At 70.6% G+C, this 25644-nt stretch carries 21 protein-coding genes and 1 tRNA gene; 14 read left to right on the forward strand and 8 right to left on the reverse strand.

Annotated elements, in window-relative coordinates; all coding sequences use genetic code 11:
* Positions 1-242 precede the first annotated feature (242 nt).
* The 11 genes from dnaN (at position 243) to ACPPVX_RS11445 (ending at position 10860) form a co-directional block, all read left to right on the forward strand.
* A complete protein-coding gene (gene dnaN / locus ACPPVX_RS11395) occupies positions 243-1340 on the forward strand; it encodes a DNA polymerase III subunit beta (RefSeq protein ID WP_426570677.1) in 1098 nt (365 codons plus the stop codon).
* A gap of 10 nt (positions 1341-1350) precedes the next feature.
* The gene (gene recF, locus ACPPVX_RS11400; protein WP_426570678.1) at positions 1351-2430 is read left to right on the forward strand and encodes a DNA replication/repair protein RecF; all 1080 of its coding nucleotides are present in this window, start codon (positions 1351-1353) and stop codon (positions 2428-2430) included.
* Positions 2431-2459: 29 nt separating this feature from the next.
* Entirely contained in the window at positions 2460-2798 is a 339-nt protein-coding gene (locus ACPPVX_RS11405) for a DUF721 domain-containing protein (protein WP_426570679.1), read from the forward strand.
* Positions 2799-2988: 190 nt separating this feature from the next.
* Positions 2989-4938, forward strand: coding sequence for a DNA gyrase/topoisomerase IV subunit B (locus ACPPVX_RS11410; RefSeq protein ID WP_426575028.1), 1950 nt, complete (start codon positions 2989-2991; stop codon positions 4936-4938).
* Between the two features lie 39 nt (positions 4939-4977).
* A complete protein-coding gene (gene gyrA / locus ACPPVX_RS11415; RefSeq protein WP_426570680.1) occupies positions 4978-7476 on the forward strand; it encodes a DNA gyrase subunit A in 2499 nt (832 codons plus the stop codon).
* Positions 7469-7810 carry a pilus assembly protein TadG-related protein gene (locus tag ACPPVX_RS11420; RefSeq protein ID WP_426570681.1) on the forward strand — a complete coding sequence of 114 codons (342 nt, stop codon included), beginning with the start codon at positions 7469-7471 and terminating at the stop codon, positions 7808-7810. The genes gyrA and ACPPVX_RS11420 overlap by 8 nt, the downstream gene beginning before the upstream one ends.
* 51 nt (positions 7811-7861) lie before the next feature.
* A complete protein-coding gene (locus tag ACPPVX_RS11425; protein ID WP_426570682.1) occupies positions 7862-8521 on the forward strand; it encodes a DUF3566 domain-containing protein in 660 nt (219 codons plus the stop codon).
* A gap of 62 nt (positions 8522-8583) precedes the next feature.
* A tRNA-Ile gene (locus ACPPVX_RS11430) sits at positions 8584-8657 on the forward strand.
* 32 nt (positions 8658-8689) lie between these two features.
* The gene (locus ACPPVX_RS11435) at positions 8690-8827 is read left to right on the forward strand and encodes a hypothetical protein (protein WP_426570683.1); all 138 of its coding nucleotides are present in this window, start codon (positions 8690-8692) and stop codon (positions 8825-8827) included.
* Positions 8827-9804, forward strand: coding sequence for a Gfo/Idh/MocA family oxidoreductase (locus ACPPVX_RS11440; protein WP_426570684.1), 978 nt, complete (start codon positions 8827-8829; stop codon positions 9802-9804). Before ACPPVX_RS11435 ends, ACPPVX_RS11440 begins: the two co-directional genes overlap by 1 nt.
* Positions 9805-10005: 201 nt before the next feature.
* The gene (locus tag ACPPVX_RS11445; protein WP_426570685.1) at positions 10006-10860 is read left to right on the forward strand and encodes a sigma-70 family RNA polymerase sigma factor; all 855 of its coding nucleotides are present in this window, start codon (positions 10006-10008) and stop codon (positions 10858-10860) included.
* Positions 10861-11208: 348 nt separating this feature from the next.
* Here ACPPVX_RS11445 and flgN read toward each other — a convergent pair whose 3' ends face one another.
* From flgN to ACPPVX_RS11470, 5 genes are all read right to left on the reverse strand, one after another.
* The gene (gene flgN, locus ACPPVX_RS11450; RefSeq protein ID WP_426570686.1) at positions 11209-11727 is read right to left on the reverse strand and encodes a flagellar export chaperone FlgN; all 519 of its coding nucleotides are present in this window, start codon (positions 11725-11727) and stop codon (positions 11209-11211) included.
* Between the two features lie 59 nt (positions 11728-11786).
* Positions 11787-12842 (reverse strand): hypothetical protein, encoded by a 1056-nt coding sequence (locus tag ACPPVX_RS11455; protein WP_426570687.1) that lies wholly within the window; start codon positions 12840-12842, stop codon positions 11787-11789.
* Positions 12839-12979, reverse strand: coding sequence for a hypothetical protein (locus ACPPVX_RS11460; RefSeq protein ID WP_426570688.1), 141 nt, complete (start codon positions 12977-12979; stop codon positions 12839-12841). Before ACPPVX_RS11460 ends, ACPPVX_RS11455 begins: the two co-directional genes overlap by 4 nt.
* Positions 12980-12982: 3 nt before the next feature.
* Entirely contained in the window at positions 12983-13747 is a 765-nt protein-coding gene (locus ACPPVX_RS11465) for an inositol monophosphatase family protein (protein WP_426570689.1), read from the reverse strand.
* A gap of 218 nt (positions 13748-13965) precedes the next feature.
* Positions 13966-15354, reverse strand: a complete 1389-nt coding sequence (locus ACPPVX_RS11470) for a DUF4214 domain-containing protein (protein WP_426570690.1) — start codon at positions 15352-15354, stop codon at positions 13966-13968.
* Between the two features lie 148 nt (positions 15355-15502).
* Between ACPPVX_RS11470 and ACPPVX_RS11475 the strand changes: the two genes are divergently transcribed.
* The 3 genes from ACPPVX_RS11475 to ACPPVX_RS11485 all read left to right on the forward strand — a co-directional run bounded on the left by ACPPVX_RS11475 (position 15503) and on the right by ACPPVX_RS11485 (position 19265).
* Positions 15503-15943: a Fur family transcriptional regulator gene (locus tag ACPPVX_RS11475; RefSeq protein ID WP_426570691.1), complete on the forward strand. Its 441-nt coding sequence runs from the start codon at positions 15503-15505 to the stop codon at positions 15941-15943.
* 69 nt (positions 15944-16012) lie between these two features.
* On the forward strand, positions 16013-17602 hold the full coding sequence (locus ACPPVX_RS11480) for a peptide chain release factor 3 (RefSeq protein ID WP_426570692.1): 1590 nt from the start codon (positions 16013-16015) through the stop codon (positions 17600-17602).
* Positions 17603-17708: 106 nt separating this feature from the next.
* Positions 17709-19265: an alkaline phosphatase D family protein gene (locus tag ACPPVX_RS11485; RefSeq protein WP_426570693.1), complete on the forward strand. Its 1557-nt coding sequence runs from the start codon at positions 17709-17711 to the stop codon at positions 19263-19265.
* Here the strand turns inward: ACPPVX_RS11485 and ACPPVX_RS11490 are convergent.
* The 3 genes from ACPPVX_RS11490 to ACPPVX_RS11500 all read right to left on the reverse strand — a co-directional run bounded on the left by ACPPVX_RS11490 (position 19217) and on the right by ACPPVX_RS11500 (position 25498).
* The gene (locus ACPPVX_RS11490; RefSeq protein ID WP_426570694.1) at positions 19217-20716 is read right to left on the reverse strand and encodes an alpha/beta hydrolase; all 1500 of its coding nucleotides are present in this window, start codon (positions 20714-20716) and stop codon (positions 19217-19219) included. The two genes, ACPPVX_RS11485 and ACPPVX_RS11490, sit on opposite strands and share 49 nt — an antisense overlap.
* Positions 20713-21915, reverse strand: a complete 1203-nt coding sequence (locus ACPPVX_RS11495) for a magnesium transporter MgtE N-terminal domain-containing protein (protein WP_426570695.1) — start codon at positions 21913-21915, stop codon at positions 20713-20715. The genes ACPPVX_RS11490 and ACPPVX_RS11495 overlap by 4 nt, the downstream gene beginning before the upstream one ends.
* Positions 21916-22000: 85 nt before the next feature.
* On the reverse strand, positions 22001-25498 hold the full coding sequence (locus ACPPVX_RS11500) for an EAL domain-containing protein (RefSeq protein ID WP_426570696.1): 3498 nt from the start codon (positions 25496-25498) through the stop codon (positions 22001-22003).
* Positions 25499-25644: the final 146 nt, after the last annotated feature.

The following is a 25644-nucleotide window of genomic DNA, read 5'->3' on the forward strand; positions in this document are numbered from 1 at the left end:
GCGTTCCCGGGGATCAGCCTGTGGACGAGCGAGGGACGCGCACGGGACGAACGGGGAGAACCAGCCCCCGAATCCCCACCGGTGCACCGCGACGTCCGCGACCTGTGGAACGCTGTGGATCCCGGCCGGCCAACCACTTGGCCTCTGACCTGCACTGATGGACAGTTGTCCCCAGTCCACAGGCCCTATTACCAACACCAGATCTCTATCAGCACCTTCTCCGGAGAAAGCGAGCGCTACCCGTGAAGTTCCGTTGCGAGCGTGACACCTTGGTCGAGGCCCTTGCCTCGGCCGGCCGAGCCGTGGCCAACCGCGGCGGAGCCCTGCCCGTGCTCTCCGGGGTCCGTGCCGAGCTCACCGGCGATCGCCTGCGCCTCACCGGCAGCGACCTGGAGCTCACCATCGAGATCGAGATCACCGTCGCCGGGGAACAGGACGGCGTGGCCGTGCTCCCGGCCAAGATCTCGTCTGACCTGGTCCGCTCGCTGGGCGATCCCCGTGTCGAGGTGTCGGTCGAGGGCGACGAGGCCCGGATCACCGCCGGCCGCTTCGAGTCATCGCTGCGCCTCCTTCCGGCCGACGAGTTCCCGCGGCTGGCCATGCCCGCCGACGAGGCGGTCACCCTGGCCGCCAAGGACTTCGCCGGCGCTCTGCGCCAGGTGGTCCCGGCTGCCAGCGCCGACGACGCCCGCCCGATCCTCACCGGTGTGCTCCTCGCGGCCGAAGCCGGGGGCCTGCGGCTCGTGGCCACCGACTCGTACCGGCTCGCCGTGCGAGACCTGCCGGGCACCTCGGTGCTGGGTGAGGGCCAGAGCGTGCTGGTTCCCTCTCGGGCGCTCCGCGAGCTCGAGCGCCTCCTGGGGTCGGCCGAAGAGGTCACGCTGCGCCTGGGCGAGCGTGAGGCCGCCTTCGAGGTGGGTGGCGTCCGCCTCACCACCCGGCTCATCGAGGGCGAGTTCCCGAACTACCGGGGGCTCATCCCGGCCAGCCACCCCAACCGGCTCACCGTCGGGCGCGAGGCGCTCGTCGAAGCCGTCAAGCGCGTCAAGCTCATGGCGCGCGAGCTCAACACGCCCGTGCGCCTCGCCATGAGCGCCGACGGGCTCGAGCTGGTGGCCATCACGCAGGACGTCGGTCAGGCCCACGAGCAGCTCGACGCCAGCTACGAGGGCACGGAGCTCACCGTCGCGTTCAACCCCGACTACCTGCTCAGCGGGGTCGAGGTCACGCCCGGCGATGAGATCTACCTCGACACGGTCGATGCCCAGAAGCCCGCGGTGATCCGCGCCGGCGAGGCCCAGGAGTTCCTGTACCTGCTGATGCCGGTCCGGGTCTCCTGATCCGCACCGGGTGCAGCTCCGTCGCCTCTGGCTGACCGACTTCCGCGGCTACCGAGAGGCCGACGCGGCGTTCGATCCCGGGCTCACCGCGGTGCTGGGCCCCAACGGCCACGGCAAGACCAACCTGCTCGAGGCGATCGGCTACCTGGCCACGCTGTCCTCGTTCCGCGGCGCCCCGAACGAAGCACTGGTGCGCGCCGGCGCCGAGCGCGCCATCGTGCGGGCCGAAGCCGATCGCGAGGGCCGTGACCTGCTCCTCGAGGCCGAGATCGTGGCCAACGGCCGCAACCGGGCGCAGCTCAACAAGCAGCCGTTGCGCCGAGCCCGGGACCTGCTCGGGGCCCTGCGGGCGACGGTGTTCTCCCCCGACGACCTCACGCTGGTCAAGGGCTCGCCTGGGGATCGCCGCCGGTACCTCGACGAGACCCTCGTGTCGCTGCACCCGCGCTACGACCAGATGCAGTCCGATCTGGATCGCGTCCTCCGCCAGCGCGGCGCGCTCCTGAAGCAGTCGGGTGGCCGGCTGACACCCGAGGTGGAGCTCACGCTGGACGTGTTCGACGCCAAGCTCGTGGCGGCGGGGGAGGCGCTCGCCTCAGCCCGCCAGAACCTGGTGGGAGCCCTCGAGCCGGTCCTGGCCGACGCGTACGACCAGGTGGCGCAGCAGGCGGCTGAGGTGCACGCCACCTACGACCCGCCGTGGATGGCCGTCGGGCTCGCCGACGCGCTGCTGGCCTCGCGCAAGGACGACCTGCGCCGCGGCGTGTCCACCGTCGGGCCCCACCGCGACGAGCTCGACCTGGTGATCGCCGGCCTGCCCAGCCGAACCCACGCATCGCAGGGGGAGCAGCGGTCGCTCGCGCTCGCGCTGCGGCTGGCCGCGCACCACGTGGTCACGGAGCACACCGACAGCTCACCCGTGCTGCTGCTCGACGACGTGTTCTCCGAGCTCGACCCCGAGCGCAGCGACGCCCTGCTGCGATCGCTCCCTCCGGGGCAGACGATCCTGTCCACGGCGGGTGGGCTCCCCGCAGGCGCGTCACCCGGCGCCGTGCTCCAGGTGCGCGACGGCACGGTGGCCCCGGGCTGACCGTCACACCCCCGCGCGAGACTGGTGGTGTGCCGTGGTCCCGACTCCCCACCTCTGATGCCACGGGCGACGGGCCCGAGCCGAGCGCGCTCGCGGGACTGCTCGACACCGTGCTCGCTGGGATGGGGGCCCCGAAGGCGGAGGCGATCATCCAGATCCACGAGGGCTGGAGCACCGTCGTGGGCGACGAGCTGGCGGGGCACGCGCAGCCGGTCGCGATCGAGGACGGGTGCCTGCGCGTGGGGGTCGACAGCCCGGCGTGGGCGAGTCACCTCCGGTGGTCGGAGCGGGAGATCATCGGGCGGCTCGACCGCCTCGTGGGGCCCGGTGTGGTGACCTCGGTGAGCACCAGGATCGTTCGTCGCTGAGCCGGCTCCAAATCGGTCATGAGGCCTTGTAGCGCCTCATTCTCATGAGTTCCCGATGTGGTCGGGGATGAGCCTCGATGTCACCCTCTCGTGGTAGGCTCAGTGCCATCGTGAAGCGCCTCGAACTGCCACTCGGCACCGCCCTCGCCGTGGCTCCCCGAGCAGTCGCTCACCGGTCTCTCCCTCGGTCCTGAAAGGTCGCGCCGTGCCTCCCGCGAAGCAGTCGTACTCAGCTAGTTCCATGACGATCCTCGAGGGGCTCGCGCACGTCCGCAAGCGCCCCGGGATGTACATCGGCGGCACCGGGATCTCCGGGCTGCACCACCTCGTGTGGGAGGTCGTCGACAACTCGGTCGATGAAGCGATGGCCGGGTTCTGCGACCGGATCGACATCACCCTCCTCGCCGACGGTGCCTGCCGCGTGGCCGACAACGGTCGTGGCATCCCGGTCGACGTCCACCCCGAGTTCAAGATGACCGGCGTCGAGATCGCCCTCACCAAGCTCGGCGGCGGCGGCAAGTTCGGCGGCCCCGACGGCGGGTACAAGGTCTCCGGCGGGCTCCACGGTGTCGGCGTGTCGGTGGTCAACGCGCTCTCCAGCCGCGTGGTGGTCGAGGTCGACCGCGACGGCGACCGCCACCAGATCGAGTTCGCCGAAGGCGGCACCAAGCGGACCAAGCTCGAGGTCATCGGCAAGTCCCCGCGCGAGCGCACGGGCACCACGGTCACCTTCTGGCCCGACGCCGGCATCTTCGAGTCGGTCGAGTTCGTCTCGCGCACGATGCTCGAGCGCTTCCAGATGATGGCCTTCCTCAACAAGGCGCTGGAGATCAACTTCAAGGACGAGCGCGAGGGGCACGAGTCCGAGCGCGTCACCTACAAGTACGCCAACGGCATCGTCGACTTCGTGAAGCACGTCAACGCCACCAAGTCGCCCCTGTTCAGCCGGGTCGGCTACCTCGACCAGGCCGAGGAGTTCGCCGAGGTGGAGATCGCGTTCCAGTGGAACGAGGGCTACCAGACCGACGGCATGCACAGCTTCGCCAACGGCATCGCCACCAACGGTGGTGGCACCCACGAAGAGGGCTTTCGCGCCGCGCTGACCACGGTCATCAACAAGTACGCACGGGCCCGCAACCTGCTCAAGGAGAAGGACGTCAACCTCGTCGGCGAAGACGTCCGGGAGGGCCTCACGGCCATCATCTCGGTGCGTCTCCAGGAGCCGCAGTTCGAGGGCCAGACCAAGGACAAGCTCGGCAACCCCGAGATCAAGAGCCTGGTGCAGAAGGCCACCAACGAGAAGATGGCCGACTGGTTCGAGGAGCACCCCACCGAGGCCAACAAGATCGTCAAGAAGTCGATCGACGCCCAGCGGGCCCGGGCCGCGGCCCGCACGGCGCGCGACGCCACCCGCCGCAAGAGCGCGCTCGACGGCGCCGGCATGCCCGACAAGCTCAAGGACTGCTCGAGCCGAGACCGGAGCGAGTGCGAGCTGTTCATCGTCGAGGGCGACTCGGCCGGCGGCTCGGCCATCAAGGCCCGCGATCCCCGGGTCCAGGCCATCCTCCCGATCCGCGGGAAGATCCTCAACGTCGAGCGCGCCCGCCTCGACAAGATGCTCAAGAACAACGAGATCCAGGCCCTCATCTCCGCCATCGGGGCCGGGTTCGGGGCCGACGAGTTCGATGTCACGAAGATCCGCTACGACCGGGTCATCCTGCTGTGCGACGCCGACGTCGACGGCAGTCACATCCGCACCCTGCTGCTCACGTTCTTCTTCCGCCACATGAAGGAGCTCGTGGAGCAGAACCACGTGTACATCGCGCAGCCGCCGCTGTACTCCACCGTGGTGGGCAAGGAGAAGCTCTACCTCAAGGACGACGCGGCCAAGAACGCGTTCCTCGCCGAGAACCCCAACCACAAGAAGGAGTTCGCCCGCCTCAAGGGCTTGGGCGAGATGGACTGGGACGAGCTCAAGGTCACGACGATGGACGCCGCCAGCCGCACGCTGCTGCAGGTGGGCGTCGAGCAGGCGGCCACGGCCGACACGGCGGTCTCCACCCTCATGGGCGAAGACGTCGAGGCCCGCAAGAACTTCATCCAGACCAACGCCAAGGACGTGCGCTTCCTCGACATCTGAGGCCGCGCCCCACCGATCCCCCAGGACTGAACGAGAACCATGGCTGACGACGAGCTTCCCCCGATCGACGATGCCGGTGTCGGCGACGACGACGGCAACGACCCCACCATCACCGCCTACGGGCTGATCGAGCCCATCGAGATCGAAGACGAGATGGAGCGGTCGTTCCTCGACTACTCCATGTCGGTCATCGTCTCCCGTGCCCTGCCCGACGTGCGCGACGGCCTCAAGCCGGTGCACCGCCGGATCCTCTGGGGCATGCACGACCTGGGCAACCGCCCCGATCGCCAGTTCATGAAGTGCGCCCGCGTCACCGGCGAGGTCATGGGCAAGTACCACCCCCACGGCGATCTCTCGATCTACGCCGCGCTGGTCCGCATGGCGCAGGACCACTCGATGCGCCACCCGCTGGTCCAAGGCCACGGCAACTTCGGCTCGTCCGACTACGGGCCCGCGGCCGCCCGCTACACCGAGTGCCGCCTCGCTCCGCTCGCCATGTCGATGCTCGCCGACATCGACGAGGACACGGTCGACTTCGACGACAACTACTCCGGTGAGTTCGTCGAGCCGCAGGTCCTGCCCAGCCGGTTCCCCAACCTGCTGGTCAACGGCAGCCAGGGCATCGCGGTGGGCATGGCCACCAACATCCCGCCCCACAACCTGGGCGAGGTCATCGACGCCACCATCCACCTGATCGACAACCCCGACGCCACCCCCGACGATCTCATGGAGTACGTCAAGGGCCCCGACTTCCCCACGGGCGCACTCATCATGGGCCGCGCCGGGATCATGGACGCCTACCGGACGGGCCGCGGCACCATCCGCATGCGCGCCGTCGCCGAGATCGAGGAGTCCACCCGCGGCGGCGACAAGATCGTGATCAGCCAGCTGCCGTACCAGGTCGGTCCGAACGCGGTGCTCTCCAAGATCAAGGAGCTGGTGGCCACCAAGGAGATCGAGGGCATCTCCGACGCCAACGAGGAGAGCTCGGGCAACGACACCCGGATCGTCATCACGCTCAAGCGCGACGCACCGGGTCTCGTCATCCTCAACAACCTCTACAAGCGCACCCCGATGCAGACCTCGTTCTCGGTGAACACCGTGGCCCTGGTCGACGGCGTGCCGCGCACCCTCAACCTGCGTGAGGTGCTGTTCCACTACATCGAGCACCAGGTCGAGGTGATCACCCGGCGCACCGAGTTCCGGCTCAAGAAGGCCCGCGACCGGGCCCACATCGTCGAAGGCCTCATCAAGGCCCTCGACCTGATCGACCAGATCATCGCCACGATCCGCGCGTCGGCCGACAAGGCCGACGCTCGCGACGCGCTGCAGGCCACGCCCTTCGAGTTCTCCGAGGTGCAGGCCGAGTACATCCTCGACATGCAGCTGCACCGCCTCACCCGCCTGGGCCGCTCCCAGCTCGAGGAGGAGATGGAGGAGCTCCGGGCCCGCATCGCCAGCTACGAGGCCATCCTCGGTGACCGCGTCGTGCTGATGCAGGTCATCAAGGACGAGATGGGCGAGATCCGGGGCAAGTACGCCACCGACCGCCTCTCCAAGGTCACCTACGACATCGGTGACATCGACATCGAGGACCTGATCGACGACGAGGACCTCATCGTCACCATGTCGGCCAAGGGCTACACCAAGACGATCTCGGCCGACGCCTTCAAGGCCCAGGGCCGAGGCGGTCGCGGCGTGTCGGGCGGCAAGCTGCGCGACGAGGACTACATCGCGCACATCATCACCACCACCGCGCACGCCTACCTGCTGTTCTTCTCGAACCTCGGGCGGGTGTACCGCCTGAAGGCGCACGAGATCCCGATGAAGGAGCGCACCGCGCGCGGCACCGCCATCGTGAACCTCCTGCCCCTCCAGCCCGGAGAGCAGATCAAGGCGATCATCGACACGCGCGACTACGAGACCAACCAGTACCTGTTCTTCGCCACCCGGAACGGGCAGGTGAAGAAGACGCGCTTCAGCGAGTACGACTCGTCGCTGCGGGCCGGGCTGATCGCCATCAACCTGCGAGACGGTGACGAACTGGTGAAGGTCATCCCCGTCAACGACGCCGACGAGATCTTCATGGTCAGCCGCAGCGGCATGACCATCCGCTACACGCAAGACGACGTGCGCCCCATGGGCCGCTCCACCGCCGGCGTGCGCGGCATGAAGATGAAGCCCGGAGACGAGGTCGTCTCGTGCGACGTCGCCCGCGATGACACCGCCATCCTGATCGTCACCGATGGCGGCTACGGCAAGCGCACCCAGCTCGACAAGTTCAACATCCAAGGTCGAGGGGGCCAGGGCGTGCGGGGCATCAAGCTCACCGCCAAGAAGGGCTTCGTGGTGGCTGCGTTCATGGTCGGCATCGAGGACGAGATCCTCGCGATCGCCTCCGACGGCGTCGTCAGCCGCATGGAGGTCCGAGGGATCTCCTCGCAGGGCCGAGATGCCACGGGTGTGAAGGTCATGAACGTCGAGGGCGATCGGACGGTGGCTGCGGTCGCCCCGGTGCTCTCGGCCGAAGATGACTGACTCGGCCGCACGCCGGCGGCCCGGCCAGCAGCAGGAGCGGGGCCAGGTCGCTCCGCTGGTCCTGGTGGCGGTCCTGTTCGCCGCGCTGCTCTCGCTGGGCGTGGCCCGCATCGGGACCGCTGCCGGGTCGCGCGCTTCGGCTCAGGCTGCGGCCGACGCCGCTGCGCTGGCTGGGGCAACGCAGGGTCGCGGTGCGGCCTCGGCGCTGGCCACGGTCAACCAGGCCACCCTGGTGACCTTCCACGACGACGATGGCGGTGTGGCCGTCACCATCGAGCGAGCGGGCCTCACGGCCTCGGCCCGTGCTCGTTGGGTGCCCACGCCCATCCCCTAGGCTCGGAACGTGTCTGTCGACGAGCCGGGTCCCACCGCGCCAAAGGCTTCCGTGAACGCTCCGCGTGCCGGTGGCCCCAGCCGCCCGCCTCGTCCGGAGCGCCCCACGCCCGCGGGGTGGGGCAACGGCCAGGCCATCGAGGCCCCGCCAACCCCGGCACCCCAGCCCAAGGCCCCGGCGTCGCCCGCCGCGGTGCCTCCGGGGTTCCTGGGCGGCAGCCCCGCCGCAGCCACCGCGGTCGCCGACCGCGGGCCCGACGACACCAGCGAGCACCGCGCCGTCCCGGCGCCTGCACCCGCGGCCTCTACGGCCGCCACCGCCACCGCCACCGCGTCATCGGGCCCTCGTGTCCGCCACGCCCGCCGCGTCAAGCGGGTGGTGCGGCGCATCGACCTCTGGTCGGTGCTGAAGCTCGCGCTCGTGGTGTACACGTGCCTGTACCTCGCCGTGCTGGCCACCCTCGCGGCCCTGTGGGGGATCCTGTACTCGAGCGGCAACGTCGACAAGCTGCAGTCGTTCCTCGCCGATGTGGGGCTCGAGAACTTCACGTTCTACGGCAACCAGATGTTCCGGGCGTGCGCTGCCATCGGCGCCGTGGGCGTGATCGCCGGCACGGTGATCACCGTCTTGGCCACCGCGCTGGTCAACGTCATCAGCGAGATGACCGGCGGCATCCGCCTCATCGTGATCGAAGAAGACGTCGAGCGCTGAGGCGGTCGGACCGAAGCGGTTCGCATCCTGGCAGGTCGAGCCGCTACCGTCGGCTCCCGCTCGGGGCTATAGCTCAGTTGGTTAGAGCGCACCCCTGATAAGGGTGAGGTCGCTGGTTCGATTCCAGCTAGCCCCACGAGATCGTTCCCATCCCGCCCGGAGAGAACCGTGACGTTGATCCGCCGAGCACTGGTCGCCATCGGCATCGCCGGGGGGATCGCGGCCGTCCTGCGGGTCCGGGGCTCCGGCGGCACCCCGCCCCAGCGCGGCGGCTGGCGCGAGCTCTCGCCCGACGAGCTCCGCTGATGCGGGTCGCGGTCGTCGGGCTCGGGGCCGTGGGCACCCGGGCCGCCCGCCAGCTGGCATCCACCGACGGCGTCGAGCGAGTGCTCCTGTGCGACACGGCCGAGGGACGTGTCGACGAGGTGTCGAGCTCACTCGGATCGAAGGCCGTGGCGAGATCCGGATCCACCGAGCAGGTGCCCGAGGCCGACGTCGTCGTGCTGGCCACGCCGTGCGGCACCCAGCTGCAGGCGGCGCAGAAGCTGATCGCCGAGGGCATCCCCGTGGTCACCACGTCCGACGAGATCGACGAGGTCCGGGCCCTGCTCGACCTCGGGCCCGAGGCCGAGGCCCGGGGCACCAGCCTGATCGTGGGCGCCACGTTCTCGCCGGGGCTCACCTGCGTCCTGGCCCGCCTGGCCGCCGATCGCCTCGGCAGCGTCGACGAGATCCACGTCGCCCGCCTGGGCACCGGTGGCCCCGCCTGCGCCCGCCAGCACCACGGGTCGCTCGGGGGCGTCGCCGTCGACTGGCGAGATGGCGGCTGGCAGCGCCGCGCCGCCGGCTCGGGCCGTGAGCTGAGCTGGTTCCCCGACCCCATCGGTGCCGCCGACTGCTACCGCGCCGCGCTGCCCGACGCGCTGCTGCTCGTCCCGGCCTTCCCCGGCGTCGGCCGGGTGACGGCCCGCCTGGCCGCCACCCGCCGCGACCGCCTCACGGCACGGCTCCCCATGCTTCGGCCCCCGCACCCCGAGGGCGGCCTGGGCGCGGTGCGCGTCGAGGTCCGCGGTCGCCGTGACGACGGCATCGCCGTCGAGATCCTGGGCGCCATGGACCGTCCGGGCGTGGCCGGCGGCGCCGTGGCCGCGCTCGCCGCGGTGGAGCTGGGCGAGGGCCGGGCCTGCCACCTGGGTGCCGGCGGGCTCGCCACCATGGTCGAGCCCAAGCCGTTCCTGCGCGAGCTCGCCCGCCGTGGCGTGAAGGTCGCCTCCTTCGGCTGAGTCACCTCACGGAGCGTGGGTCTTCAACCGCTCTGCGAGAAGATTTCTTCGGGAACGGGCCAGGTTCCTGGGTCGAATGACTCAAAGGTGGCCGAACAAGGCCGATCGAGAGCGGTTTCAAAAAGAAATCGTTCAAGTGATGTCGATATCAGTCCGAAGCTTCTGTCACCCACTGGACACGGGTCAAACAGAAAGAGGGCGATGATGAACACAGGTGCCGAGAACAAGGAACTGCAGAAGCTGATCGAGGATCACCTTCCGCTGGTCCGCCACGTGGTCTTCCAGGTGGCGGTGAACTTCCCCCGCCACGTCGACCGCGAGGAGCTGGCCACGGCCGGTGCGCTCGGACTGGTCGAGGCGGCCCGCCGCTACGACGAGTCCCGGGGCGTCCCGTTCGACCGCTTCGCTGCGCAGCGCATCCGTGGAGCGATCCTCGACGCCGTCCGCGCCGCCGACTGGGCCCCCCGCTCCGTGCGGAACCTGGCCCGCCGGCTCGAGTCGATCGAGCAGCGCCTCGCCAGCAACCTGGGGCGCATGCCCTCGGCTGACGAGACCGCGCAGGCACTCGGTGTCAGCAAGGAAGAGCTCCGCCGCCTGCAGGACAAGATGTTCCGCTCGGTGGTCCTGGCCCTCGAGTACGACGTCAACGACGGCGAGGAAGACCTCACCCTCGTCGAGGTGCTCACCGACGACAGCACGCTCGAGCCCTCCGAGGAGCTCGAGAACCGGGAGCTGCGCTCGTACCTGCGTGACGCGGTGCACCTGCTCCCCGAGCGCCACCGCCTGGTCGTGGTGGGCTACTTCCTCGAGGGTCGCAAGTCGCAGGACCTCGCCTCCTTCCTGGGGGTCACCGAGTCCCGCATCTCCCAGCTCCGCTCGGAGGCCCTGGAGATGCTTCGCGAGGGCATCACCGCCCAGTACGAGGCCGAGACCGGTGAGACCGTCGAGGCCCCCCAGGGCCGGGTCGCCCGCCGCAAGGCCGGGTACGCCTCGGCCATCGGCGAGGCGTCGCACTGGCACGACCGCATCGGCTCCGACAAGCTCGCCACGGCCTGAGCTTCGCTCAGACCGTGGCGAATCTCCGGCTCGGGTCCGCCATGCGCCGGCGCCGGGATCGCGGCTTGCGGTTGCTTCTCCCCGCCTTCGGCGTTGAGCTACCCATGCCGGACTGATCCGCTCTGGGTGCTTCCGGCCCTTGCGGGCCTCCAGCACCGGGCCGCTCGGGCCCGTTCGCCTTCGGCGAGCGCTGGCGCTGGGTCAGGATCGTTGCTGGCTCACGATTGTTGCTGGTGCTGGGACGACCGGGTTGGTCCCCAGCATGCGAACCACTCGCCTCGCCCTCCGAGGCGTGTCCACGGAGCCGGGCCTTCGGGTCCGGCTCTGTCGCGCCGGACGAGCGCCGGTTCAGCGGAGGAAGTCGAGGAGGTCGGGCATCCGCAGGCGGGCGGCGGTGCCGAGGACGGCATCGAGGGCGGCCCCCTTCGCCAGGTGGTCGAGCTCGGCGTTGCGGATGGGTCGCCCACCGGTGGGGCCGGGCCCCGCCGCGCCGGCACCGACGGGCTGCCGGCTCAGCTGCTCGAGGCCCTCGCGTGCGGTCCGGGCGTTCTGGTGCGCCACCACCTCGATCTCCTCGACGAGGCGGCTGAGCACATCGTGGTGGTCGCGGAGGATCGCCGGCCATGGACCGGTCGCGGCGGCCGCCAGGTCGCGCAGGGTGGCGCCGTTGCTCGTCTGGGCGACAGTGGCCGCTCGCAGCAGGTCGAGCTCGCGGGCTCGCGTCCGGGCCCGCTCCACCTCACGGGTCGCTCGGGGGAGGAACCGTGCCTCTCCCGCCTCCAGGAGGAGCCGGGTCTCGATGAGCTTGAAGAGGAGGAGCTCGAGCGCATCGCCCTCTCGCTCCAGGATGGTTCCGACGTGTTCCATGTACGCCATCCATCGGCCTCGGCCACGCTGGGTGAAGTCATCGGGACGATTTCCTCGCTCTACGAAGTCGAACCTTCCAGGAGCGACGCAGCGGGAGGGCGGGACCGGGCCGGCGGCTTCCACAGCAGGAGCGCGGCGAGCGCCAGACCGACGCCGAACGCCCCGGAGGTGACGGCCCGGTCGAGCCCGTAGGGCAGCGTGGTGGGCAGCACGGCCTTGGTGAGGACGGTCCAGCGCGAGAGGCCCCACCCCACCAGGGCGGCGGCCGTGGCGGCGATGGCGATGAACTGCACCCGCGGCGGGGACCAGACGGCAGCAAGGGCGGCGACCACCGCCACCAGCGAGACCGCGATGGGGATCCACGAGACGCCGGTGGAGGCCGGCGCCGACGTCCAGGTGGCCCACGACACCCCGACGGCAGCCGACGCCACCACCACGGCGATCGCAGCCACCGGGCTCAGGCCCCAACGGACGCCGATGAACAGGCCCGCGGCCAGGACCACCACGGCGAGGGCCACCCAGGGCAGCGGAGACGGGCTGGGGAGCAGCACGAGCTGGCCGGTGATCGTGGTGGGCGTGCCGTCGACCACGATCGGGACGGACCAGGTGCCGTCCTTGCCCCCGAGGTCGACGCGGCCGTCGGCGCTGACTCCTCGAGGCGGGGTGGGCGACATCCAGTGAATCCGGTGGTCGTGCCAGGCGTAGGTGCCGCCGGTGGCGACCGTCTCCCACTCCGGCGCCGCGGTCGGGTCCGGCTGGCGATCCGACGTGCCGAACCGCGACTCGTTGGCCGCCGTGGCGATGGCCAGCCGGTTGCGCTGGACGGTGCCGTCGGCCTGGAAGCGGAGGTAGGGCGCGGGGTGCTCGTCGTCGCCGGCGGCGTAGTCGGGGACCACCACCCGGTGCCCGCGCGGCACGCTGAGCTCGAGGAAGGAGTCGCCCCCCACCACCTGAGCGGTCATGCCAGCGGGGAGCGCGGGGGTGATGTGCAGCACCTCGGACCGGTAGTCGGTGGGCTTCGGGGCGTCGGCCGAGGCCGGCGCCGCGGGGAGCAGCAGCACGGCGAGGCCGACGAGCACCGCGAAGGCTCGTCCGGCCACCCGTGCCGTGGTCATGACCGGCGCTTCATCCGGGCGGCGACGTACACCCCGATGATGGTGACGACGATGACGCCGATCACGAGCACGGCGGTGTCGGAGCCGGAGGTGTCGTTGGCGGCGGCCGCGACCACGAGGGAGCCGATGGCGAGCACGGGTCAGCCCCGCAGGATCGAGAGGAGCTCGTCGTGGACCCGGCCGTTGGTGGCGAGCCCGTGGCCGTGGCCGGGCCCGTCCTCGCCGTCGAGGCTGGTGAAGCGGCCGCCGGCCTCGGACAAGATGATGGGCATCGGCGCGAGGTCGTAGAGCTCGGCGACCGGGTCGAACATGGCCTCGATGCGCCCGGTGGCCACCAGGACGTAGCCGTAGCCGTCGCCCCAGGTGCGCAGCTGCACGCCGCTGTTCTTGACGCGGAGCACGGCATCGTCGTCCCACGGGGTGAAGCCGCTGGTGCTGACGCACGCCCCCTCGAGCGTGGGTCGGTCGTTGACCGACACCGGCGCGCCGTTGGCGAAGCAGCCGAGGCCGCGACCGGCGAAGACGGTCTCGCCCAGCGCCGGCACGTTGATCACGCCGACGGCGATGCCGTGCTCGTCCTCGAGGGCCAGGAGGTTGGTGTAGAGCGGGACGCCGTGCGTGAACGCCTTGGTGCCGTCGATCGGGTCGAGGATCCAGCGGCGGCCGGACGTGCCGATCTTCTCGGCCTCCTCCTCGCCGAGGATGCCGTCGTCGGGGAAGAGCCGCTCGAGCTCCTCGCGGACGAGGCGCTCGGCACCGCGGTCGGCGACGGTCACCGGGGTGCCGTCGCCCTTGCGGTCGATGGCGAGGTCGGCGTGCCGGAAGTGCTGGAGCGTGAAGTCTCCGGCCTTGCGCAAGATGGTGACGGCGGCTTCGAGCAGCTCAGGTTCGGTGGGCGGGGCCATGGCCGCATCTTCCCACGGCCCGCGGCGTCGCCCCAGCTCGCGGAGGGCCGAGCCCGAACGGTCCTGACGAGCGGTTCGCCGGACCAGCAGCACCCAGAGCGGATCCGTACGGCAGGGTAGCTCGACGCGAAAGCAGGGAGAGGAGCCGTCAGCCGCGTGTGCCGGGACTCGGGGACAGGCGTGGGCCGACCCGCGCTGGTGAGGCGAGCCTCAGACCCTCAGAAGCGGGAGGCGTAGGTGGTGCCGGTGCGAAGGCTCTTGATGAGCTGCTGGAGACCGGTGTCGATGCCGGCGTCCTTGTGGGCCCAGTAGTCGTAGCCGCTGGAGTCGGGCGCGCGGTTCAGCATGGCCGTGTACACCTGGATGACGCGGACCTGGGAGTCGGTCTTGCGCTTGTACTCGGTGGACTCGCACATCTGGCGCATCACCCAGCCGCGCGACGCGCCGTTGTCGAGACGCTGCACCCAGTAGGCGAGCCCGGCGGCGTCGGGCTCACGGGTGAACAGCAGCTCGTAGATCTTGGTCACGAACGCCGTGTTGGTGAGTGGGCCGTAGCTCTTGATGAACTCGCGGCTGTTGGCGAACTGGGTGGCGGCGGCGTCGAGCTTGGTGCCGGTGCGGATCTTGCCGATCCAGTAGGCGAGGCCGCCGTAGTCGGGGATGCGCAGGAAGTAGCCGAGGTAGAGGCGGATGATCGGCGCCGTGATGTTGGTGGACCCGTTCTCGGCGAGCATCCCCTCGATGAAGGCGTCGAGGCCGACGACCGCACCCTCGAGATCGCCGACGGCTTGCTGCAGCCAGGCCGCTGACGGCTCGAGGCCGAGGAAGTCGAGCGACTGCTGCCGGGCGAAGGCCGAGGCGTTGGCCAGGGGGGCGAAGGCGGCGTCGGCGACCTTGGCCCGGACCTTGGCCGGGAGGGCCGCCTCGAGCGAGTACTTCGCGTTCACCGCCGCCGCGTTGTACCACTTCGCGTTGGGCATGCGGATCTCGAAGTGGCAGTGCGAGCCGGTGGCTTCGGCGTTGCCGCTGTCGCCGAGGTAGGCGATGTGCTCGCCCTTGAGGACCCGCTTCCCGATGGCCATGCCCGTGGTGAAGGCGTACTTGAACTGGTTGGCGCCGTTGTCGGTGCCCGGGTCGTCGTTGTTGATGTGGAGGTAGCAGTAGTACCAGCCGTCGTCGCCCTTGAGGTAGAGCGAGTTGCCGGCGGTGTCGTGCCTCAGCTCGACGATCGTGCCGTCGGTGACCGCCAGGAGCTTGAGCATCTTCTTGCCCATGAGGTCCTGGCCCTCGTGCAGGCGGCCACCGCTGCGGGGCGCCAGGTACGTGTCGGACCAGGTGGCCTTGCCCAGCGTGGCGTCGGGCAGCACCGGGAACATGATCGGCCGGACGTACTTCTCCGAGGCCGGTCGCGGCGGCAAGAAGCCGTAGTCGCGGGTGGCGGCGCCGGTGGCTCCGTCGGTGCCCTCGAGCCCGGGATCGGGGTCGGTGGCGCCGGCGACCCGGGGGAGCAGCGGGGTGAGGCCCACGGCCAGTCCGCCCGCGAGCACGAGGCGCCGGCTGAGGTGCCGCTTCTGGTGCTCGTCGTCGGGATGGCAGCTGCAGGACATGGAGGAAGAGACCTTCGGGATGGGCCGGATGCGGCCGATGCGGCCAGTGCTACAGATCGGCACGACGACGCGGGACTATATGACGATAGCGTTACGACCGTTGGCGACACCAGGTTCCGGCGGTGGGGGTGACCGGTAGGGTGCCTGCGTGGCCGACGACCTGCACCCTGCGATCGCCTCCCGCCTCGACGACGACGGGCAGCGCTACACCTCCGGCCGGCGCAAGCTGGTGGAGGTGCTCGAAGGCGCGGGCCGGCCTCTCACCGCGGCCGAGGTCCTGGTCGAGGGAGACCTGGCCCAGAGCTCGGCCTACCGGAACCTGGCGGTCCTGGAGTCGTGCGGGATCGTCAACCGCGTGGCCGGTTCCGACGAGTTCGCCCGGTTCGAGCTGGCCGAGGACCTCACCGACCACCACCATCACCACCTGATCTGCACCTCGTGCGGAGCGGTCGCCGACTTCACCGCGCCCGACGGTCTCGAACGCTCGCTCGACGAGCTGATGGCCGAGGTGGCCCGGACCGCCGGGTTCCAGGCCGATCACCACCGCCTCGACCTCTTCGGTCGGTGCGCACGCTGCCACGACCTCTGACGACGCTCGCTGCTCGCCCACCCGAGTCCCGCGTCCGTCCATCCCCGCGCCCCAGGAGCCTCCTGCACCATGTCTGATCCCATCACCGAAGCTGCCCGCCGCCGCACCTTCGCGATCATCTCCCACCCCGATGCCGGCAAGACCACCCTCACCGAGAAGTTCCTGCTCTACGGCGGGGCCCTCACCACCGGTGCCGGCGCGGTGAAGGCCCGTGGCGATCGCCGCTCGGCCACCTCCGACTGGATGGAGCTGGAGCAGCAGCGCGGCATCTCGATCACCTCGACGGTGCTCCAGTTCCCCTACCGCGACTGCGTGGTCAATCTGCTCGACACGCCTGGTCACCGCGACTTCTCCGAGGACACCTACCGCGTGCTGGCGGCGGCCGACGCCGCGGTGATGGTGCTCGACGCGGCGAAGGGCATCGAGCCGCAGACCCTCAAGCTGTTCGAGGTGGCCAAGGCGCGGCAGATCCCGATCATCACCTTCATCAACAAGTGGGACCGGCCCGGGCTCGACCCGTTGGAGCTGCTCGACCAGATCGACGAGAAGATCGGTGTGACCGCCGCGCCGGTCACGTGGCCCGTCGGGATCGCCGGCGACTTCCGTGGGGTGATCGATCGCCGCACCGACACGTTCGTCCGGTTCACCCGAACCGCGCGCGGCGCCACCGAGGCACCCGAGGAGATCGTCGACTCCGAGCGGGCCGCCGCCGAGGAGGGCGCCGCCTGGACCGCAGCGGGCGAAGGTCACGAGATGCTCTCGGCCATGGGGCTCGACTACGACGAGGAGCTCTTCCTCGGCGGAGAGCTGTCGCCCACGTTCTTCGGCTCGGCCGTCACGAACTTCGGCGTGCGGCTCCTCCTCGATGGGGTGATCGACCTGGCCCCGGCGCCGTCGGCCCGCCTCGATCTCGACGATGCCCCGCGCCCGATCGATGCCCCGTTCAGCGGGTTCGTGTTCAAGGTGCAGGCCAACATGGACAAGGCGCACCGCGACCGCAGCGCGTTCATGCGGGTGTGCTCGGGGCAGTTCGAGCGCGGGATGGTCGTCACCCACGACGCCACCGGCCGCCCGTTCGCCACCAAGTACGCCCACACCGTGAACGGCGCCGACCGCGAGACCCTCGACGTGGCGTTCCCGGGCGACGTGGTGGGCCTGGTCAACGCCATGGACGTGCGCGTGGGCGACACGCTGTGGCTGGACCAGCCGGTGACGTTCCCGCGCATCCCGAGCTTCGCCCCCGAGCACTTCTCGGTGATCCGCGTCCGGGACACCAGCAAGTTCAAGCAGTTCCGCAAGGGGATCGCCCAGCTCGACGAGGAGGGCGTGGTGCAGGTGCTGCGCGACCCCGACTTCGGTGATCAGGCGCCGGTCCTGGCCGCCGTCGGGCCCATGCAGTTCGAGGTGGCGGTCCACCGCCTCGAGAACGAGTTCGGCGCTCCCGTGGAGCTGAGCCCCACGTCGTACACGGTGGCGCGTCGCACCGATGCGGCGAGCGCCGGGGCCCTCCGCTCGATGCGCGGGGTCGACGTCCTGGGCCGCTCCGACGGCACGCTCATCGCCGTGTTCGAGAGCATCTACTGGCTCGACCGGCTCATGGCCGACCAGCCCGAGCTGGTGCTGGAGCCCCTGGTTGCCGGCGAGCTGGCGAGCAGCTGATCGGTCTGCCTCCGGCCCTCCACGACGGCCGGCGCTCGTCGGGCACGGAGAAAATGAGTACCTGCTGCTCATGTGGCGGGAGGGGGCCGCGTGGTCCGCTGATCGCATGGACAGCAACGCCTTCGCCTTCGGGGTCGCCAGCGGCGATCCGCTCACGGATCGAGTGATCATCTGGACCCACGTGTCCGGCGCCGACACCGGCGCGGACGTCGAGGTGTCGTGGGCGGTGGCCACCGACCGCGCCCTCGAGCACGTCGTGGCCGAGGGCACCGCCGTGGCTCGGGCCGACCGGGACCACACGGTCCACGTCGACGTGACCGGGCTCGAGCCCGCCACCAGCTACTGCTTCGAGTTCGCCATCGCGGGGGCGTCGTCGACGGTGGGGCGCACCCGCACCCTCCCGGCGGGGCCGACCGAGCGGGCCCGGTTCGCCATGGTGTCGTGCGCCAAGTTCAACGCCGGGTTCTTCAACACCTACGACCGGATCGCGGATCGTGGCGAGGCCGGTGACATCGACTTCCTGCTGCACCTCGGCGACTACATCTACGAGGCGTCGAACACCCCGCCCAAGAACCAGACGCCGGGTGCCGACATCGGCCGGCAGTTCGCACCGCTGCACGAGTGCGTGACCCTCGACGACTACCGCACCCGCTACCGGCAGTACGGCGCCGACCCGTCGGTCCTGCGGCTGCGGGCCGCGCTGCCGATCATCGCCACCCTCGACGACCACGAGCTCGCCGACGGGGCCTGGCGCGGTGGAGCCGACAACCACGATGAGGCCGCCTTCGGGCCCTGGGCGGATCGGAAGGCCGGCGCGCTCCGGGCCCGCGAGGAGTGGCTGCCGGTCCGGCGGCCCGATCCCGACGATCCCACCCGGGTGTTCCGGTCGATGGCGCTCGGGGACCTGGCCGATCTGGTGCTGACCGATGCCCGCAGCCGTCGCGACCAGCCGGTCGGCGGCCTGGCGATGCTCGATCCGGAGCGCACCGCGCTCGGCGCCGAGCAGCGGGGGTGGCTGCTCGACGAGCTGTCGGCGTCGACCGCGGCCTGGCGGCTGTGGGGCAACCCCTCGGTGCTGTCGACCACGTTCGGCCCTGACCTGCCCGAAGACCTGCTGCCGGCGCTGCGCAAGCTCAAGCTCATCCACGCCGACCAGCTGGCGTGCGACAGCGACCAGTGGGATGGCTACCCCGCGGAGCGCGACGCCATCTTGCGCCACGTCGAGGAGCAGCAGATCCGGGACCTGGTCGTGCTGTCGGGTGACATCCACGTCGGGCTGGCGTGCGAGGTCCACCGCGACCCGTTCGCGGCCGCGGCCTCCGGCGCCGAGCCCATCGCCGCCGAGCTGGTGACGGCGAGCATCACGTCGCAGAACCTCGATGACAAGCTCGGCTACGCCTACGGGGGGTCACGGGCGGTGCAGGACCGGTTCCTCGAGACCTTCCCCCACGCCCGGTGGACCGACTTCGACGGCCACGGGTACGTGCTCATCGACGTGGACCGCGAGCGGGTGCGGGGCCAGTGGTGGTTCGTCGACGGGGTGCTGGCCCCGAGCGCCGGGGAGGTCTGCGCCTCGACGCACGAGGTGGTCCGGGGCAGCTCCCGGATCCGGCCCTACTTGCAGACGAGCCCGTCCTCGGGGACCGTCAGGTCGATGAAGTAGTCGGCCACCATGTCGTCGATGCAGGGCTTGCCCTGGCCGACGATGGTGTGGCCCTCGCCCACGTTGGTGACGAGCACCCCCGTGGGGATCTGCTCGGCCACCGCCACGCCGTTCTCGTAGGGGGTGGCCGGATCCTTGGTGGTGCTGATCACGACGATGGGCGGCAGGCCCTTGGTGTCGGCCGGAACCGGCTTCAGCGGCTCCGGCTTGGCCGGCCACATCGCGCAGCGGATGTAGTCGAGGACGATGGGCGACCCGAACAGCGGGTCCTTCTTGGCGGCCTTGGCCGCCGCCGCGAAGACCTTGCCCGGGTCGGTGGGCCAGCTGTCGTCGAGGCAGCTGACGGCGAAGTAGATCTCGAACATGCCGCTGTAGGTGCCGTCGTCGTTGCGGCCGAGGTACTGGTCGGCCAGGTCGACCAGGCCGCTGCCGTCACCGTCCTGGGCGTCGCGCAGCGCGCTGGACAAGGTGCCCCAGAGGGTCTCGCTGTAGAGGGCCTGCGCCAAGGCGAGCGAGACGACGCCGGGGCCGGCGGGGCGGTTGGCGTTGGGCGCGGGGATGGCCGCCTTCTCGGCCTGGGCCACCACATCGTCGATCACCTGGTCGGCGGGCTTGTCGAAGCCGCAGCCCTCGGCCTTGCAGTGGGCCACGTAGCTCTTCATCGCGGTGGTGAAGCCACCGGCCTGCTCCTCGGCGGTGGTCAGCCCGTCGGGGGCGTGGTCGACGACGCCGTCGAGCACCATGGACCGGACGTGGGTGGGGAACAGGCGGGCGTACTCCTGGCCGAGGGACGTGCCGTACGAGTAGCCGAGGTAGTTGAGCTGGTCGTCGCCGAGCGCCTGGCGGACCTGATCCATGTCGCGGGCGACGTTGGTGGTCCCGAGGAACGGGAGGATGGGCCCGTACTTGCGCCGGCACTCGTCGACGAACTCCTTGGAGGCCTTCAGCGTCTCGGCTCGATCGGCGGCGCTGTCGATCGTGGGGTCGGCGTCGTAGATGTCGAGGAGGTGCGAGTGGCAGTCGAGCGGCGAGCTCTCGCCGACGCCGCGAGGGTCGAAGCCGACGATGTCGAAGCGGTCGCCGATCTCGCCGGCGCGGGAGAAGTTGCGGGCCAGGTCGATGGCCGAGGCGCCGGGGCCGCCCGGGTTCATGAAGAGAGCGCCGATGCGCTCGTCGGGCTTGTCGGCGGGATGGCGGGTGACGGCGATCTGGATCTTCTTGCCGTCGGGCTTGGCGTAGTCGAGCGGGACCTCCATGTCGCCGCACTGGAAGCCGCCGCCGCAGTCGTGCCAGTCGATGGCGGGCGCCCCGGGCACGGGGCTGGGGGTCGACCCCTTGGAGGACGTGCTCGACGAGGTGGTGGACGTGGGTCCGGCGTCGTTGCCGCCGGTGGTCGAGCAGCCCGCGACCAGGAGCGCGCCGGCGAGCACGACGATGGCCGCGCGCTTCACGGCCGGACCTGGCGCCGCCGCCACCCCTCGGGCAGGACGTGGTCGAGGACGTCGTCGACGGTGACCGCGCCCACGAGGCGACCGGCGCGGTCGCAGACCGGCAGGGCGAGCAGGTCGTAGGACGCCAGCCGCTCGGCGACCTCTCGCAGCGGCAGGTCGGGGGCGACGGGCTCGGTGCTGCCGGACACGCACTCCTCGAGGGTGGTGGACGGGGCCTCGCGCAGCAGCCGCTGGAACCCGACCACGCCGACGAACCGGCCGGTGGGGGTGGAGACCGGCGACTGGGTGACGAACACCTGGGCCGCGAGCTCGGCGGGGATCTCGCGGGCGCGGATCGATGCCAGCGCTTCGGCCACCGATGTGGTGTTGGACAGGATCACGGGCTCGGGGGTCATGAGGCCGCCGGCGGTGTTCTCGTCGTAGGCGAGCAGGCGCCGCAGGGGGATCGACTCCTCCGGGCGCATCTCCTCGAGGATGGCGGCGCGCTCGGACTCGGCCAGGTCGGCGAGGAGGTCGGCGGCGTCGTCGGGCTCCATCTCCTCGAGGATGTGGGCGGCGCGCTCGAGGTCGAGCCCCTCGACCAGGCGGACCGCTTCCTCTTCGGGCATCTCCTCGAGGAGGTCGGCCACCTGCTCGTCGGCGAGGAGGGCCACCACCTGCTGGCGACGGGCGAGCGACAGCGACTGCAGCCGGTTGACCACGTCGGTGGGGTGGAGGTCTCGGAGCTCGGCGACCTCCTCCATGTCGGGGGTGCTGGCGAAGTGCGAGGCCACCTGCTCCCACGGGACCACGTTGGGGGCCCGGCGGCGCAGCGGCCCGCGCCGGCCGAGCGCGGCGAGCACGACGTACCAGAACGCCTTGTCGGGACCGGGAGCGATGGCGAGGTCGGTGAGGTACTCGTCGCCGATGCGGGTGTCGAACAGGTCGCCGACGGCGAGCTGCTCGCCGGACCGCTGGCTGAACGACCGGACCGAGACGGTGCCGCCGATCATGCGGACGCCGCCGGCGTCGATCTCGGCGACGCGGCTCATGTTGATGAAGATGTTGCGGCGCTCGATGTTGGCCACCAGCCCGAGCACCCGGAGCTTGTCGCCCGAGGGGGCGAACACGACGTCTCGGATGCGCCCGACCGGGTCGCCGTCGGCGTCGGTCAGGGGCAGGCGGACGAGCCGCGAGACGAAGGCGGGAGTGGTGGACACGAAGGGTGACGCTACTTGGGTGGGCCCGGCCGACGGGTGCGTGAGGTCGCCCGGGTCGAGCGGGTCCCTGCATCGAGGCGAAGCCTCAGTGGAGGAGGAAGCGGGGGTTCTCGTGAGGGCTGGAGTCGAGGAGGTCGCTGATCTTCGAGGCCTCGACGGGCTTGGAGAAGAGGTAGCCCTGGCCGAGGTCGGCGCCGAGCGACTGGAGGAGGGTGACCTGCTCGGGCCGGTCGATGCCCTCGGCGACGGTGTGGACCCCGAGGCGCTGCGAAAGCTCGATCATCGACTGGACCACGGCGCCGTCACCCGGGTTGGTGCCGAGGCCGGTCACGAAGCTGCGGTCGATCTTGATGATGTCGATGGGGAAGCGCTGCACGTACTGGAGCGACGAGTAGCCGGTGCCGAAGTCGTCGACGGCGAGCGACACGCCGATGCGGCGCAGCTCGGCCAGGCGCTCGCGGGTCATCTCGGTGTCGTGCATGAGGGTGGTCTCGGTGATCTCGAGCGTGATCGTGGACGGGTCGAGGCCGGCGTCGTCGATGGCCTCGCGCACGTCGCGGATGATCTGCTCGTGCATGAGCTGGCGCACCGAGAGGTTGATGCTCATCGACAGCGTGGACCGGGCGGGGAGGCGCAGCTGCCAGGCGCGGAGCTGCTGGCACGCTTCGCGCATGACCCAGCGGCCGAGCGGGACGATGAGCCCGGTGTCCTCGGCGAGCGGGATGAACGCGTCGGGCGACAGGAGGCCTCGGGTGGGGTGCTCCCAGCGCACGAGCGCCTCGACCCCGGAGATGCGGCCGGTCTGGAGCGACACGATGGGCTGGTAGTGGCAGCGCAGCTGGCCGTCGTCGATGGCGCGGACCAGGTCGGCCTTGAGCTCGAGCCGCTCGAACACGCTGGTGTGCATGTGGGCCTCGAACACGGCGTACCGGTTCTTGCCGCGGTCCTTGGCGAGGTACATGGCGACGTCGGCGCTGCGCAGGAGCACCTCGGCGTCGACGCCCTCGTCGTCGGCGAAGGCGATGCCGATGCTGGCGGTGACGCGGATGTCGCGGCCCTGGATGCGGTAGGGCTGGGCCACCAGGGCGAGCACCCGCTCGGCGAGGGCCACCACGCCCGTCTGGTCGGGGGCGTCGACCACGAGCACGGCGAACTCGTCGCCGCCGAGCCGGGCCGCCAGATCCTCGGACGACAGCGACGTGACCAGCCGGGTGGACACCTCCTGGAGGAGCTGATCGCCGACCGCGTGGCCGAGGCTGTCGTTGACGGTCTTGAAGTCGTCGAGGTCGATGAACAGGGCGCCCACCGACTCGACGCCCTTGCCCGAGCGCAGGGCCGACGCCGTCTGCTGCGTGAACATGGTGCGGTTGGCCAGCCCGGTCAGGGTGTCGTGCAGGGCTTGGAAGCGGAGGTCGGCCTCGAGCGCCTTGCGGACGGTGATGTCGCGGGCGTTGAGCACGATGCCGCCGACCGCAGGGTCGTCGCGCATGTCGCTGACGGTGATGTCGACGGTGCGCAGCTCACCCGAGCGGTGGCGCAGCTGGGTCTCGATGCGGCGGGTGGTGAGGTCGCCCGAGGGCAGGCGGCGCTGCGACAGCTCGGGGTAGGTGGTGGCGAACGTGGCCACCTCGTCGGGTGCCACGAGGGCGATGGCGGGCGTGCCGTCGAGCTCTTCGGGGCTGTAGCCGAGCATCTCGGAGATGGCCGGGCTGACGTAGGAGAAGCAGCCGTTGTCGAGGACGACGGCCACGACGTCGCTGGAGCTCTGGACGAGCGCACGGAACCGGGCCTCGCTCTCGGCGAGCTGCTTCTCGGTGGCCTTGCGGTCGCTGATGCCGCGGGCGGTGACGACCAGGCCCTGGATCTCGGGATCGTGCTCGAGGTCGCGGGTGCGGATCTCGAACCACCGGTGGCTGCCGTCGATGTGGCGGATGCGCACCTCGACGCTGTCGGTCTCGCTGTGCTGCTGGCTCGACGTGCCATCGAGGACGCGGGCGAGCACCGGCCAGTCGTCGGCGTGCACCCAGCGGGCGGGGTGGGTGGCGAGCAGCGACTTCTCGCTCAGCCCGAGCAGGCGGTGGGCCGCCGGGCTGGCGAAGGTGATCTGGCGCTCGGAGTCGACCACCAGGACGATGTCGGAGGAGTTCTCGACGAGGGCCCGGAACCGGCGCTCGCTGCGGCGGCGCAGGAGGTTCTCGGTGAGCACGGCGCTCTCGAGCGCGAGCGAGACGGTGGAGGCGAGGGTCTCCACGCTCTGGATCAGCGTGACGCTGGCCGGACGGCGCGAGGTCAGGATCAGGGCGCCGTTGAGGTCGTGCTGGGAGCTGAGGGGAGCCACGAGCACGCACGCCGTGGCCCCGCCGGACGCGGCGGCGCTGAGGTCGATGGGCGCGGCGCCCTCGACCGTGCTGAGCGTGCGGTCGTTGAGGCCCTGGAGCAGCGCCTCGGGGATGGCGTCCATGGCGATCGAGCTGCCGACGGCCGCCTCCGCGTCCTGGCCGACCGCATCGAGCACGCGCAGCGAGTCGCCGACGGCCTGGGTGATCGACACCCGCATGTCGGGCTGCTCGCCGGCCAGGCGCATGACGGCCCGCAGGGTGGCGCGGTGCATGGCGTGGCGGGACGACGCGGCGGCGAGGTCGGCGTTGGCCTCGCGCTGGATCTGCTGGATCTGGACCGCTTCCTCCTGCGCCTTCACCAGGAGCCGGAACCGCATCAGCACCACGACGGCCATGGCGGCGGCGCCGATGGCGAGGATGGGCAGGTCGATCGGGCGGTCGGCGACCTCGGACCACGCGATCATCACGGGCACGACGAGGAGGCCGGCACCCAGGAGCACGAGGCGCTTCTGGGTCAGCAGGTGCACGCGTTCAGATGGTGGCTCGAACAGGTAGGGCATCTCCGGGTGGATGGAGACCGCGGCGAACAGCGTGTAGATGAACGGCGTCAGCAGGAGCGACACGCCCGAGCGGATGCCGTTGACCGACGAGAGCGTGGCCCCCACGTCGGTCACGAACACCAGGCCCACGGCGGCCGCGAGCATGTAGTAGCTGGCGCTGCGCACGCCAGGGCCGACCGCCAGGCGGGTGGTGGCGGCCAGCAGCATCATCGTGAGGACCGAGAACCCGACGTTGACGAGCTGCTCGTTGCGCGGGTGGCTGGTGTCGGCCATGTACGGCCACAGCACGAGCGCCCACACCACGGTGGAGGCGCCGATGGCCATGATCAGGCCGTCGAGGTGGGCCGCCAGGTTGCCGTTGGAGGCACGGATGTTGCCCATCCGGTAGGTGGCGACGATGAGCGTGCCGTACGACACGGCGTAGATGAGGTGCGAGGGGCCGGGGAAGGTGTCGATCCCGAGCGACTCGGAGAACGCCTGGACGATGCTGGCGATGATGCAGCCGGCGCCGCCGAGGGCGAACAGCCGCCACGTGGCCCGGACGTGGTCGGGGCTGCGCTGGGCGATGATCAGGCCCAAGATCACGGCCCCGAACCCGATCGGGAGCGCGACGACGATCTGGGCGGTCGGTCCGAGCACCGCCGCGGCAGTGCTCGCGACGAAACCGATCGCAAGCAGGATCATCCAGGTACGTGAGCGCATCTTCCCTATCAAGTCGGCCAGGACGGGCAGATCTACAGGCTCGCGTACCCGGAGTCGCGCGGACCGCCTCATCACCGCGTCAGGTGTCCATTTTCACCAGCACTGTCGCTTGTCGCCACCAAGAGCTA

Source organism: Aquihabitans sp. McL0605 (assembly GCF_049993875.1).
Taxonomy (GTDB): Bacteria; Actinomycetota; Acidimicrobiia; order Acidimicrobiales; family Iamiaceae; genus Aquihabitans.